Origin of the sequence: Chryseobacterium salivictor (assembly GCF_004359195.1) — a bacterium.
Classification (GTDB): domain Bacteria; phylum Bacteroidota; class Bacteroidia; order Flavobacteriales; family Weeksellaceae; genus Kaistella; species Kaistella salivictor.
Map to the genome: position 1 here is coordinate 1,214,582 of NZ_CP037954.1, position 13,310 is coordinate 1,227,891.

The 13,310-nt window shown below is 37.3% G+C and carries 11 protein-coding genes and 1 tRNA gene; 6 read left to right on the plus strand and 6 right to left on the minus strand.

What is annotated here, in order from left to right; translation table 11 throughout:
* Positions 1–18: 18 nt before the first annotated feature.
* The 3 genes from NBC122_RS05630 (at position 19) to pth (ending at position 2,362) form a co-directional block, all read left to right on the plus strand.
* A complete protein-coding gene (locus NBC122_RS05630; protein WP_133439439.1) occupies positions 19–822 on the plus strand; it encodes a hypothetical protein in 804 nt (267 codons plus the stop codon).
* Positions 823–910: 88 nt separating this feature from the next.
* Positions 911–1,789, plus strand: a complete 879-nt coding sequence (locus NBC122_RS05635) for a hypothetical protein (protein ID WP_133439440.1) — start codon at positions 911–913, stop codon at positions 1,787–1,789.
* A 9-nt stretch (positions 1,790–1,798) separates the two neighbouring features.
* Positions 1,799–2,362: an aminoacyl-tRNA hydrolase gene (pth, locus tag NBC122_RS05640; RefSeq protein ID WP_133439441.1), complete on the plus strand. Its 564-nt coding sequence runs from the start codon at positions 1,799–1,801 to the stop codon at positions 2,360–2,362.
* Between the two features lie 111 nt (positions 2,363–2,473).
* On the opposite strand, the gene NBC122_RS05645 is transcribed toward pth, so the two are convergent.
* Positions 2,474–3,142 (minus strand): carbonic anhydrase, encoded by a 669-nt coding sequence (locus NBC122_RS05645; RefSeq protein ID WP_133439442.1) that lies wholly within the window; start codon positions 3,140–3,142, stop codon positions 2,474–2,476.
* Positions 3,143–3,528: 386 nt separating this feature from the next.
* Here NBC122_RS05645 and NBC122_RS05650 point away from each other — a divergent pair, with 386 nt between their 5' ends.
* Complete coding sequence (locus NBC122_RS05650) at positions 3,529–5,748, plus strand: M1 family metallopeptidase (RefSeq protein WP_133439443.1); 2,220 nt, start codon at positions 3,529–3,531, stop codon at positions 5,746–5,748.
* 485 nt (positions 5,749–6,233) lie between these two features.
* On the opposite strand, the gene NBC122_RS05655 is transcribed toward NBC122_RS05650, so the two are convergent.
* A tRNA-Gln gene (locus NBC122_RS05655) sits at positions 6,234–6,304 on the minus strand.
* A gap of 146 nt (positions 6,305–6,450) precedes the next feature.
* Here NBC122_RS05655 and recA point away from each other — a divergent pair.
* Both recA and htpG read left to right on the plus strand, forming a co-directional pair.
* Positions 6,451–7,458 (plus strand): recombinase RecA, encoded by a 1,008-nt coding sequence (gene recA / locus NBC122_RS05660; protein WP_133439444.1) that lies wholly within the window; start codon positions 6,451–6,453, stop codon positions 7,456–7,458.
* A 432-nt stretch (positions 7,459–7,890) separates the two neighbouring features.
* Entirely contained in the window at positions 7,891–9,783 is a 1,893-nt protein-coding gene (htpG, locus tag NBC122_RS05665) for a molecular chaperone HtpG (RefSeq protein ID WP_133439445.1), read from the plus strand.
* Between the two features lie 108 nt (positions 9,784–9,891).
* Here the strand turns inward: htpG and NBC122_RS05670 are convergent, their stop codons facing one another.
* The 4 genes from NBC122_RS05670 to NBC122_RS05685 form a co-directional block, all read right to left on the minus strand.
* Positions 9,892–10,197, minus strand: coding sequence for an MGMT family protein (locus tag NBC122_RS05670; protein ID WP_133439446.1), 306 nt, complete (start codon positions 10,195–10,197; stop codon positions 9,892–9,894).
* A gap of 230 nt (positions 10,198–10,427) precedes the next feature.
* On the minus strand, positions 10,428–11,402 hold the full coding sequence (locus NBC122_RS05675; protein WP_133439447.1) for a deoxyhypusine synthase family protein: 975 nt from the start codon (positions 11,400–11,402) through the stop codon (positions 10,428–10,430).
* A 337-nt stretch (positions 11,403–11,739) separates the two neighbouring features.
* A complete protein-coding gene (gene arfB / locus NBC122_RS05680) occupies positions 11,740–12,135 on the minus strand; it encodes an alternative ribosome rescue aminoacyl-tRNA hydrolase ArfB (RefSeq protein WP_133439448.1) in 396 nt (131 codons plus the stop codon).
* 96 nt (positions 12,136–12,231) lie between these two features.
* Positions 12,232–13,266: an AMP-binding protein gene (locus tag NBC122_RS05685; protein WP_133439449.1), complete on the minus strand. Its 1,035-nt coding sequence runs from the start codon at positions 13,264–13,266 to the stop codon at positions 12,232–12,234.
* Between the last annotated feature and the right edge of the window lie 44 nt (positions 13,267–13,310).

The window sequence follows — 13,310 nt, forward strand, 5'->3', positions numbered from 1 at the left end:
ATTTTAGAAAAATTAGAAATGAAGAAACTTATTTTACTCTTCTTATTTCTGTTCTCGGTAAAAATTTTTGCGTGTAAATGTGGGAATTCTGGTGAGATTGGAATTCAATACCAAAATGCAGATTTCGTTGGTGAAATAGAAATCACCAAAATTTATGGTAATAATTTGAAAAGCAGGATATATAAAGCGGATGTTTCTGTTTTGAAAATTTATAAAGGTAAATCGTTCGGAACTGTAGAAATTTCTGGACTGATTAATGATATCCAAAGCGCAGCATGTGAAGTTGATTTAAAAGTAGGCGAAAAATATTTAATTTATCTTTCTAAGAATGATGGAGATAATGTAATTTCGATGACAACAAACAGAAAATCTCTTGGTTCTGAAAAATATACGATTTCTGCATGTACTCCAAAAACATTTATTTCTGATGTAACTGACCAAAAGCTGAAAACTGAAAGACAAGTTGATGAATTTTTAAGCAAAAGCAAAGAAAAATTGAATCAGGTTTTCTTTTTAGATGAGTCAGTAAGCGAAAATTCAAAAGGTGATTTTAAAGATTATGAAATATCAGATGCTAAAAATAAGTTTGCAGTTTATAAGTTAAAGGTTAATGAAAAGTCGAAAATTGATCATATTGAAGCAGTACAGAATTTTGAAAGTTCGAAAGACTTAGAAATTATGAATTTAATGAAGAAAAATTTTGTCATAGGAAAAGATTTTTTTTCGGAAGTTAGAAATGAAGAAGTATTGCTAATACTTTTCTACAGACCGGAAAATAAAGGGTCAGATTATGCGGATACTCTTTCGGGTGAATTGAAGTAAAAACTTATTGTTTTAAAGTGTTTAGGGAAATAAATCGATTCATATAATTTCTAAAAAAAGAGTACTTTTGCTAAAATCAATTTTAATAATGAAAAAGCTTTTCGGATTTTTAAGTTTTGTTTTCAGTTTAGCTATTTTGTTTTCCTGCGAACCGGGTCGTGATGAAAATGGCGATTTGCTTTTTGGGGTCAATAATCCGGGTGAAACAGGTGGCGGCGGTGGACCAACCGGCGTTGTGAAGCAGTTGAAATCTGTTACTTCAAAAGAAGATACTGGCGAAACCATAACTTATAATTACAGCTATTTATTGGGAAAACTGGTCAATGTGAAAACGAGTGATAACTCTATTTCTTACAGTTTGTCTTATGATAATAACACTGTTAATAAAATAACAATTGTACAGAAAGAAGGATCGGTAATCACCACCACCGATTATGCAGTTACCTATAATAACGGAAAATTTGTTGAAGCAAAGGGAACCGGTAAAGAAGATACAGGGAATTCTTTTACCAATACCATCACTGCAAATTATACCAATAATAAGGTATCGAAAATTTCATCAAAAATGGTAGGGATTGATACCGCGGATCCCAATATTACTTACGATATGTTTACGCTACAGAGTGATATCACTTATGCCGGAAATAATATTTCTACATGGAAGTTTTCCACCATATTTCCTGCAACTCCGCCGGTTAGCATTCCGCCGATTGTCATTTCGAGTGTGTTGAGTGACTATGATACCAAAATCAATCCTTTTAATACTTTGCCAGAAGCTTATAATATTGTAAGTTCTCTCTACGGATTTGACAGTTTTGCGGTGATTGGTTTTTCAGCAAACAACTACAGAAAAGTTACGGTGGAAGGACAGTCGTTAACCTATGTTTACACTTATGATGCAGACGGTTATCCGACAAAGGCTGTTGCTTCCGGTAATCTGGGAACTTTAACATTTCAATACCAATAAAATTTCAACATGAAATACCTGATCGTAGGTCTCGGCAACAAAGGAGATGAATATACTGAAACCCGGCATAACGTCGGGTTTAAAGTTGCGGAGAAAATTGCCGAAACCATTGATGCTCCTTTTAAATCCTCCAACTTCGGCTTGCTTGCAGAAGGTAAATATAAGGGAAGAAAAGTCTTTATCCTGAAACCGGATACCTATATGAATCTTTCAGGAAATGCGGTGAAATTCTGGTTGCAAAAAGAGAATATTCCGGTGGAAAATTTAATGATTGTTACCGATGATCTGTCTTTGCCATTCGGAACATTAAGAATGAAAATGAAAGGTTCTGATGCCGGTCATAATGGGCTGAAAAGCATTCAGGAGCAGTTACAGACACAGAATTATCCACGATTAAGATTTGGGATTTCTGCCGAGTTTAGCGAAGGAAAACAAGTGGATTACGTTCTTGGAAAATGGGAAGGCGAAGAAAAAGAAAAACTTCCCGAGAGAATCGAGAAGTTTTCTAAAGCGTGTTTGTCCTTTGTATTTGCCGGAATTCAGAATGCGATGACGGCCTTCAACGGGAAATAATTTCAGAATGCGCACAGATTCTATAGATTTTCACAGATTTTTTTAATGATGATCTGTGATAATCTGTGAAATCCGTGCGTAATATAAGAATGAGTTAGATGCAAATAAACGCTATTTTTTCTTCCGGCTCATCACCCAATCCGAATTGGTGAGATTATAAATCTTCTGAATATCTTTCAGAATCTTCTCAAAATCAATTTCCAGGTCGATGATTTTTCCTGTTGCCATATCGAAAACCCAACCGTGAACGATAGGATATTCGTCTAAAATATATTCCTCCTGAACCGATGCCATTTTGATAACGTTGATACACTGTTCCTGCACATTCAGTTCGACCAAACGGTCGTAGCGTTTTTGCTCATCTTCAATGGCATCCAGTTCTGCCTGATGTAACCGGTAAACATCGCGAATTGTTCTCAGCCATGGATTCAAAAGACCCAGATCCTGCGGTGTCATTGCCGCTTTAATTCCACCACAACCGTAATGGCCGCAAACGATAATATGTTTCACTTGCAAATGTTCAACTGCATACTGGATGACTGCGGTAGAGCTCATGTCTAAAGTGTTCACGACATTGGCGATATTTCGGTGAACAAAAAGTTCGCCCGGTTTCATGCCCATCATTTCTTCTGCAGAAACACGACTGTCAGAACATCCGATATATAAATACTCTGGAGTTTGCGTTGCAGAAAGTGTTTTAAAAAAATCTGGATTTTCTGCCAGTTGTGCTTCCATCCATTTTTTATTATTTTCGAATAGTTTTTCGTAGGATTTTTTCATGCCATAATATTTCGGAGTAAAAGGATTTTTCGCTTTTTGAAAGTAGGTTAATTACCGTTGTAAAAATATGTACTAAAAATTAAATATAAAAGAATTAATATAAATTATTCGGACTGGTGTCACATGATCTTAATGCCATCTTCGGTTTCAGAGTTGAAAAATGCTGTTTAATCCCTGAACTACCAGATTTTCCATCCTATGAAAAAAGAGTGCATCAAAAAGCATTTTTTTTATCTGAAGCAAATTCGTTTTAAAACTTTTTGGGCAGTATAAAATTTAGGAAACTGATAGGAAAACTAATAAGGAAGATGATTTCGATTTAAAATTTAAAAACCAATCTCTGTAACAATGTTGGTTTTATTTTATACTTATTACAAAATAAACTCATGAAATTTAAATTTTTAGGGGCACTGGTCATATTTGCAATCACAGTTTCTGTGAATTCATTTGCTCAAGAGGTGCCAAAATACAGTTATACCGAAGCTTTTAAACCATTTTTCTACCAGAATAATGGTACAGAAACCCGCTCGGCAAGTGGGCAACCAGGTCACCATTATTGGCAGAACAGCGCTGATTATGTTTTGAATGCATCTTTAAATGAAGCGAAAAATGAAATTTCAGGATCTGCTGAAATTACTTATACGAACAATAGTTTTGATAATTTGAGTTTTCTTTGGCTGCAGCTGGATCAGAATTTATTTAAAAAAGATTCCCGTGGAAATGCCGTTATTCCCATGGCAGGAAGCAGAAACGGCGCACACGGTGAAGATCTCGACGGCGGTTACACTATAAAATCAGTGGAGATTCTTTCGGCAAATGGAAAGAAATTAAAAATAAATCCCACTTACACGATTTCAGATACCAGAATGCAGATTGATCTTCCGCAGGATCTGAAAGCAAAAGGAGGGATGGTGAAGTTGATCATTCATTATTCTTTTGTTTCTCCGCGTTATGGTTCAGACAGAATGGGAGTTGAGGCTACGAAAAACGGTAATATATTCACGGTTGCACAATGGTTTCCAAGAATGTGTGTTTATGATGACCAGATGGGCTGGAATACTTTGCCGTATTTAGGAGCGGGCGAATTTTATCTGGAATACGGAAATATCACCGCAAATTTAACAGTTCCTTCCAATCATTATGTCGTGGCTTCCGGAGAATTATTAAATCCGAAAGAAGTTTATACCAACGATCAAAATAAAAAATGGGCGGATGCAGGAAACAGCGATAAAACGGTAATCATCCGTTCAGCAGCAGAAGTAAATTCCGCACCAAAAACGGCAACTTCCACCAAAACCTGGAAATTTAAAATAGAAAACACCCGTGATTTTGCCTGGGCTTCGTCGCCTGCGTTTATTTTAGATGCTGCAAAAATTAATTTACCAAGTGGGAAAAAATCTTTGGCAATTTCTGCGTATCCTGTGGAAAGTGACGGAAATGCAGCTTGGGGAAGATCGACCGAATATACCAAAACTTCCATCGAAAATTATTCAAAACGATGGTATGAATACACCTATCCGAATGCGGTAAATGTTGCAGGAAATGAAGGCGGAATGGAGTATCCGGGAATCGTATTCTGTCACATGGATTCCAAAGGTGCCGATTTATGGGGCGTTACCGATCATGAATTCGGTCATAACTGGTTTCCGATGATTGTCGGTTCCAACGAAAGACTCTACGCCTGGATGGATGAGGGTTTGAATACATTCATCAATTCGGTTTCCGAAAAAGATTTTAATAATGGAGAATACTACCAGGCGAAACCTCTTCAGTCGATGTCATCTGCTTTTTACAGTGAAAACATGGAGCCTGTAATGACGGCACCGGACAATTTGAAAGAAAGAAATCTTGGTTATTTAGGTTACTACAAACCAAGTGCAGGAATGCAAATGTTGCGTGAAAATATTTTGGGTGAAGAACGTTTTGATAAAGCCCTTCGCGAATATATCAGGAGATGGGCTTTTAAACATCCGACTCCGGATGATTTTTTCAGAACAGTCGAAAATGTTTCCGGCGAAGAGTTGAACTGGTTTTGGCGAGGTTGGTTTTTAAACAAATGGAAAATTGATCAGGCTGTAAAAAGTGCGAAATACATTAATGGTGATTTTACTAAAGGGGTAATTATTAAAATTGAAAACATCGGACAGTTGCCGATGCCGGTAAATATGGATATCACGTTTAAAGATGGAACTGTTCAGAATGTAAAACTGCCCGTAGAAATTTGGAAACGAAACTCAGAATGGTCTTTCGAAGTTCCGACGAAAAAGGAAATAGTTTCTGTTCAGCTGAATCCAAAAGGAAGTGTGCCAGATGCTAATCCCGCCGATAATATTTTAAAAATGGATAATAAACCGGCAGAAAAAATTTCTTTAACTGATTATGAAGGAAGTTTTTCGAGCAAACAGATCCCTTTGAAAATAGTATTAAAGTCAGATGGAAATAATTTAACAGCCCAGGCAACCGGCCAAACTCCATTTCCATTAGCGTATGAAGGCGACAATAAATTCAGTTTTGAACTGGCAGGAATTGAGCTGGACTTCGCGAAAGACAAGAGAAGTTTCACCCTTATCCAAGGCGGGCAAAAATTTGAATTTACGAAAGAATAAAAAGTTATAATTTTTCAATAACTGAAAACCGTCCTGCGAATTTTTTTGTGGGACGGTTTTTTTGTTTCTCTGGATCAGTATCAAAACTTGGGGACTAAGCAAAAATTTTGGATAATCTGAAAATGATACAGTCCTTAGTCAGCAATCGGATTTCTGTGCGGGAGCTAAAAAGATATTGGAGCTTCGCAAACTATACCCATTTCTCCACATAACCAAAGTGTACTCATCCCCATACCAACCCCTGGCTTATGCTGACTGTATGCTGACTCTTATCATTGATTCAGGATGTGAATATCGGTATTCGGAGAATAATTGAAGGTCTGGCTCCTCTTTATTGGTTGTTTAGATCAGCAGGAATTTAAGAAGTTAACATTCTTCAAAATTAAATATTTATATCTTTCTCCCCAAGTTTTTGTTGTTTCTCTTTCAGGCTATTACTCCAAAAAATAACGCTCTGATTTCTCAGAGCGTTATATCAAAATTTGTAGACCCACAGGGATTCGAACCCCAACTGGCGGTACCAAAAACCGAAGTGCTACCGTTACACCATGGGTCTGTCTTTATTTTGGTGGTGCAAATCTAGAAAAATTTTTCTTATCGAACAATTATTTTTCAAAAACTTTTTAAAAAAGTGAACTTTATTTTTTTTTAGGCATTTTTTTCAAATTTTAAATTCGTATTTTTGAAAAAATAATTTTACAAATGAGCAGTATCGAAGATAAGAAAAAAGCACTGGCTTTGGTGCTTGAGAAACTAGATAAAACCTACGGAAAAGGAACCGTGATGACTTTGGGAGACGCTTCCGCGGATACTTCTATTGAAGTGATCCCCTCTGGTTCATTAGGATTGGATTTAGCTTTAGGAGTGGGCGGTTACCCGAGAGGAAGAGTCATTGAAATTTATGGCCCTGAATCTTCCGGTAAAACCACCTTAACTTTACACGCCATTGCAGAAGCACAAAAATTGGGAGGCATCGCCGCATTTATTGATGCAGAGCACGCCTTCGACCGTCATTACGCATCGAAGTTGGGAATTAACTTAGATGATCTTATTATTTCACAACCGGATAATGGGGAACAGGCGTTGGAAATTGCGGATAATTTAATCCGTTCCGGCGCTGTAGATATCGTAGTGATCGATTCTGTAGCAGCCTTGACGCCAAAAGCGGAAATTGAGGGTGAAATGGGAGATTCTAAAATGGGTCTTCACGCAAGATTGATGTCACAGGCTTTAAGAAAGTTAACAGGAACGATTTCCAAAACAAAATGTACCGTAATCTTCATTAACCAGTTGAGAGAGAAAATTGGAGTGATGTTCGGAAACCCTGAAACCACCACAGGTGGAAATGCATTGAAGTTTTATGCATCCGTAAGGATTGATATTAGAAAAGCAAGTGCGCCGATTAAAACAGGTGATGAAGCGGTTGGAAGCCGTGTGAAAGTGAAGATTGTGAAAAATAAAGTAGCACCTCCATTCAAAATTGCTGAATTCGATATTATGTATGGTGAAGGAGTTTCTAAAACCGGTGAGATTTTGGATGCGTCAGTGGAGATGGGAATTGTGAAGAAAAGCGGATCCTGGTTCAGCTATGGTGATACCAAATTAGGTCAGGGACGTGATGCCGTAAGAGATATGCTGAAAGACAATCCTGAACTTGCAGAGGAACTGGAAGGAAAAATCCGGGAGGAGATTAAAAATAAGAAAGGTTAGTTAGACTTCAGACGGTAGACTAATAGAGGAAAGACAATAGATAATAGACCCCGAATCTTTCGATGATTAAAGACAGCAATTTTTGCTGTCTTTTTTGTGAATGTGAACAACGGAATAATTGTGTGAAAATTATTTTCTTCAATAGAGGCGGGCTTTAGCTAAAATTTATTCCAAGATTTTTTTAAATTTTTGGTAATTTTTTTTAAATCCTTTCTTCTTAATGAAATCCCGCGCTGCAATAGGGATAGAAACGTAAACCCCGCAGAAAGCGTGGGGAAAGAAATGGCTCGAGGAGTTGCAGTGGATAGCCCGACCCGAGCGGTGGGAAAGCTTTGGCGAGGGGATTGCCCAAAAAAAATTGACAATGTGTCACTTTGAGGAGATTGGTGTTTTTTTTGAGACCTGAACTGCATAATTTAAAAATCAATTAACATGACAAAAGGAAATATTAATGTATCGGTGGAAAATATTTTTCCCTTAATTAAAAAGTTTTTGTACAGCGATCACGAAATATTTTTACGTGAACTGATTTCTAATGCGACGGATGCGACCTTAAAACTGAAACATCTGACAAGTATTGGTGAAATTAAAACCGATTACGGACAACCGAAAATCGAAGTTAAAATTGATAAAGAAGCAAAAACACTCCGCATTATCGATCAGGGAATTGGGATGACCGCGGAGGAAGTTGAGAAATACATCAACCAGGTCGCTTTTTCGGGTGCTGAAGAATTTTTGGAAAAGTATAAAGATTCAGCGAAAGATTCGGGAATTATCGGTCATTTTGGTCTTGGATTTTACTCTGCATTTATGGTCGCAGAAAAAGTAGAAATCGTTACCAAATCCTACAAAGAAGAACCGGCGGTTCGTTGGATTTGCGACGGAAGTCCGCAATTTACTTTAGAAGAAGCGACTGATAAAACCGACAGAGGAACGGAAATCATTCTTCACATTGCTGATGATTCTACCGAGTTTTTAGAAGAGTCCAGAATCCGTGAACTGTTATTGAAGTATAACAAATTTATGCCTGTTCCGATTAAATTTGGAACGAGAAAAGAAACTTTGCCTTTGCCGGAAGGTGCTGCGGAAGACGCAAAACCAGAAACGGTAGAAGTCGATAATATCATCAATAATCCAACTCCCGCCTGGACCAAAGCGCCAAGCGAACTGAGTGACGCGGATTACAAAGAATTCTACCACGAGCTGTATCCAATGCAGTTTGAGGAGCCTTTGTTTAATATTCATTTGAATGTTGATTATCCGTTTAATTTAACAGGAATTCTTTATTTTCCGAAATTAACCAACGGTTTAAATATTGAGAAAGATAAAATTCAGTTATACCAAAATCAGGTTTATGTAACTGATGAGGTGAAAGGAATTGTACCTGATTTTTTAATGCTGTTGCGCGGGGTCATCGATTCTCCGGATATTCCGTTGAACGTTTCCCGTTCTTATTTGCAGGCCGACGGTGCGGTGAAGAAAATTTCTTCGTATATCACCAAAAAAGTAGCCGACAAAATGGTTTCTTTATTTAATGAAAACCGCGAAGATTACGAGAAAAAATGGAACGACATCAAAATCGTGATCGAATATGGAATGATTTCCGAAGATAAATTCTTTGATAAGTCCGACAAGTTTGCGCTGTATCCAACAACCGACGGAAAATATTATCTGTGGTCTGAACTGGAAGAAAAAGTAAAACCAATGCAAACGGATAAAGATGGAAACTTCGTTATTTTGTATGCGACAAATGCTGATGAACAGCATGGTTACATTCAGTCTGCAAACGATAAGGGTTATGAAGTGTTGCTTTTGGATTCGCCGATTGTTCCGCATTTGATTCAGAAATTAGAGCAGTCGAAAGACAAAATTTCTTTTGCGAGGGTTGATGCGGATCACATCAATAATTTAATTAAAAAAGAAGATGCCGCAATTTCCAAATTGAATGAAACTGAAAAAGAATCTTTGAAGAAAAACATCGAAGAAGCCGTAAACGACAAGAAATTCTCTGTTCAGGTGGAAGATTTGGACAGCTCGGAAGCTCCGTTTTTAATTACACAACCGGAATTCATGCGCAGAATGAAAGACATGCAGGCGACCGGCGGTGGCGGAATGTTCGGAATGAGCGGTTTCCCCGAAATGTATAATTTAGTCGTGAATTCCAACAGTGAATTGGCTTCTGAAATTTTAAAAATTGATGATGCAGAGGACAAGAATTCTAAGATCAAATACGCTTTAGACCTGGCGAAACTGTCTCAGAATTTATTGAAAGGAAAAGATCTGACTGATTTTATCCAGAGAAGTTATCAGCAGTTGAGTAAATAGAATTAAAGAATAAAGAACAAAGAGAAAAGACTTCAAAGTTGTATTCTTTGTGAGAAAATAAAACCTTGTTGAGCGTAATCTTGACAAGGTTTTTTTGTTTATTTAAAATTAAAGTTCGTCCAAAGGATTCCAAAACAGTTTTTTAAAATTCTGAATTTTTCCGTCTTTCACTCCGACGCCTTCACTTTTTAATTTCCCTGCAAAATCCCGAATACAGCTTCCCGTAATTCTTCCCGATGCATTACAAACCCGATGTGCAGGGAAGTCTTCATTATAATTGCGCAAAGCATTTCCGACATGTCTGGCGTGATTCGGATAGCCGACCGCTTTGGCAATCGCGCCATAACTGGTCACTCTTCCTTTGGGAATCATGTTGATGATTTCGAAAACCTGTTTGTTGAATAAGTTATTCATGAGATAAAGTTAGGATTTTATTCCAATATCATTTATAGAAAATCTGTGTAATCTGTGCAGTAATCTTACAGTCAATTACTTTTTAAAAACGCTCGCAAAACAGATTTGTAAAAAGTGCAATAACAATCTCCGCACTTAGCAAAAACAAAAAAATCGCCCCAAAAATTTGAGGCGATTATATCTTTAAGCGCTGGTAGAGCTCCGAGCTCTAACAGCGCTATAAACTTATCTTAAGAATTCTCCAAAATATAAGAGAACATCAGTGGTGCACAAATGGTTGCATCACTTTCAACGATAAACTTCGGTGTAGTAATATCCAGTTTTCCCCAAGTGATTTTCTCATTGGGAACTGCTCCGGAATACGAACCGTAAGAAGTCGTTGAATCAGAAATCTGGCAGAAATACGACCAGAACGGCGTATCCGTCATTTCCATATCCTGATACAACATTGGAACCACACAAATAGGGAAATCACCGGCGATTCCACCACCAACCTGGAAGAAACCAACGCCTTTTCCACCTGAATTTTTAGGGTACCAATCTGCCAGATACATCATGTATTCAATACCGGATTTCACGGTAGAAGGTTTTAATTCACCTTTGATACAATAACTTGAGAAGATATTTCCCATGGTAGAATCTTCCCAACCTGGAACCACAATCGGTAAGTTTTTCTCAGCCGCAGCAATCATCCAGGAGTTCTCTCTTGGGATTTCGTAATACTGCTCCAAAACTCCTGACAGAATCATTTTGTACATGTATTCGTGCGGGAAAAATCGCTCTCCTTTCGCTTCCGCATCTTTCCAGATTTTCACAATATGTTCCTGCAATCTACGGAATGCTTCTTCCTCAGGAATACAGGTGTCTGTAACACGATTCAAACCTTTCTCCATCAAATCCCATTCTTCCTGCGGCGTCAGATCACGGTAATTCGGTACGCGCTTGTAATGAGAATGTGCTACCAGATTCATTAAATCTTCCTCTAAATTTGCACCCGTACATGAAATAATATGTACTTTATCCTGACGGATCATTTCTGCTAAAATTTTTCCAATTTCTGCTGTGGACATTGCTCCAGCCAGGGTAATCATCATTTTTCCGCCATCTTTCAAATGGGCAACATATCCTTTTGAAGCATCTACCAAAGCTGCAGAATTAAAATGCAGGTAATATTTTTCGATAAATTCCGTAATCGGTTTACTCATAATTTTTTGATTTCAGCAAAGATAATCAATTTTAAGAATTCTTTCAGGAACAGCGATATTTTGCTGTTTTCAAAACCCGGCCCGTTTTAAGTTGCACTTGTTAAGTCGGTGCTGGCTCACAATTCATTTCGAAATTTTCACTGCAAAATGAGGAACGGGTTTCGGCGATTCAAATTAAAAATATAATTAAATGAGTCAATCGGGGCTAAGATAAAGCGAGGTTCATCATCACAGAGGTTATTTGAAGATGGAGAAAATTAAAATAGTAAAAGCTGAAAACCCTCTGAAGGCAGGAAATATTGTAAGGTTGTTATCATTAATCATACAACGGTTTTAACTATTCGCCTTTCAACCTGCGGTTTTCCTTCTTCTCGGAAAGCTGTTTCTTGGCTTTGATTCTTTTCTCAATTTTGGCTCGGGAAGGTTTCGTTGCCTTTCGGGATTTGGGAATGAACAACGATTTTTTGACTATTTCTAAAATCCTCTCCGTTGCGATTTTTTTATTTTGGAGCTGAGTCCGGCTTTCAGAAACCGTAAGCTGCAGTATTCCTTCACTGTTGATACGGTTTTTGAGTTTATTGAAGATCATTTCTTTTGCTTCAATCGAAAAACAGTCACTTTCCGCTACATTCCACATCACGGTGACCGAAGTTTCTACTTTGTTCACGTTTTGACCGCCAGCGCCACTGCTGCGGGAAGTTTTATAAGTGAGTTCTTTGGTAAAATCTTTCATGATGTGAGAATAAAGAACAAAGATAAAAGAATAAAGATAATGCGGTCAATAGCCCAAAAGTAAAGTGCATCAGGAATAATAGAATAGAACTTTAAACTATTTTTTTAAGACATTAGAAACCATTTCGGTCAGTTCACGACGATCTATTTTTCCATTTGGAATTCGTGGAAATATTTCGATGAAAATAGTTTCTTTTGGACGGTGATTTTTTGATGGAAATTCAATTTTTTTTAATCGCTGAATAACCTCTGGATTCTCTTGACCTTCAATAATCAGAACTGATTTTTGACCGAGTAATTCATCTGCAATTCCCATGAAAACAAGTTCATTATCCATTTCTTTTTTGACCAATGATTCAAGTTGTTCAGGATAGATTTTTAAACCGGCGGAATTGATCACATTGTCAATTCTCCCTAAAAATTTAAATTCTTTGCCGTTTTTTATATCAACTAAATCGTTCGTGATAAGAATTTCGGGGTTAAGTTGCGGAGCGAAAATCTGTAAGCAACCTCTTTGATCTAAAGAAATTTCAATGTCATCTAATACGATAAAATAATCTTCGGTGTTTGGATTGATTTCTTTTAAAGCAATATGGGAAAGCGTTTCCGACATTCCGTAGGTTTCATAGACTTTAGATTTTGAGATGTTAGATTTGAGACTTTGGCGAATTTTATCCTTCAAAGTTTCGGAAACTGCAGCTCCACCAATAATTAAGTTTTTTATAAAATGGAGTTTCTCCAGTGAGTTTTCAACTTGCAGCGGAGACATTGCACAGAAATCAATTTCTTCATTTAGATCACTTATTGGATTTATTGATGGCGCTTTTATAATTAAATTTAATTTTCTTTCCACCGCCCGGACAACCATCATTTTTCCGGAAATATATTCTACCGGAAGACAGAGTAGGGCAGAATCGCCAGTTTTTAAATCTAAAATGTCGCAGGTCATTTTTGCCGAATGCCACATTCTTTCTTTTTCAATCTCAAAAATTTTCGGTGTTCCTGTTGAGCCGGAAGTCTGAACTTTTACGGTCGCAGATTCATCGAGCCAATCTTTGATGAAAGATATAACCCGCTGATCAAAGTCTGTAGCAGGAGATGGTGTTGTATCGGTTGAAAAATCAATGTTCATTTTGAATATAATTTTTTAAAGGACGGAATTCCCTTTTAGAAGCG

What these genes read in the sequence shown, in the direction of transcription:
- NBC122_RS05630 (WP_133439439.1), top strand. Translation starts at nt 19, where the DNA reads ATGAAGAAACTTATTTTACTCTTCTTATTTCTGTTCTCGGTAAAAATT.
- NBC122_RS05635 (WP_133439440.1), top strand. Translation starts at nt 911, where the DNA reads ATGAAAAAGCTTTTCGGATTTTTAAGTTTTGTTTTCAGTTTAGCTATT.
- pth (WP_133439441.1), top strand. Translation starts at nt 1,799, where the DNA reads ATGAAATACCTGATCGTAGGTCTCGGCAACAAAGGAGATGAATATACT.
- NBC122_RS05645 (WP_133439442.1), bottom strand. Translation starts at nt 3,142, where the DNA reads ATGAAAAAATCCTACGAAAAACTATTCGAAAATAATAAAAAATGGATG.
- NBC122_RS05650 (WP_133439443.1), top strand. Translation starts at nt 3,529, where the DNA reads ATGAAATTTAAATTTTTAGGGGCACTGGTCATATTTGCAATCACAGTT.
- recA (WP_133439444.1), top strand. Translation starts at nt 6,451, where the DNA reads ATGAGCAGTATCGAAGATAAGAAAAAAGCACTGGCTTTGGTGCTTGAG.
- htpG (WP_133439445.1), top strand. Translation starts at nt 7,891, where the DNA reads ATGACAAAAGGAAATATTAATGTATCGGTGGAAAATATTTTTCCCTTA.
- NBC122_RS05670 (WP_133439446.1), bottom strand. Translation starts at nt 10,197, where the DNA reads ATGAATAACTTATTCAACAAACAGGTTTTCGAAATCATCAACATGATT.
- NBC122_RS05675 (WP_133439447.1), bottom strand. Translation starts at nt 11,402, where the DNA reads ATGAGTAAACCGATTACGGAATTTATCGAAAAATATTACCTGCATTTT.
- arfB (WP_133439448.1), bottom strand. Translation starts at nt 12,135, where the DNA reads ATGAAAGATTTTACCAAAGAACTCACTTATAAAACTTCCCGCAGCAGT.
- NBC122_RS05685 (WP_133439449.1), bottom strand. Translation starts at nt 13,266, where the DNA reads ATGAACATTGATTTTTCAACCGATACAACACCATCTCCTGCTACAGAC.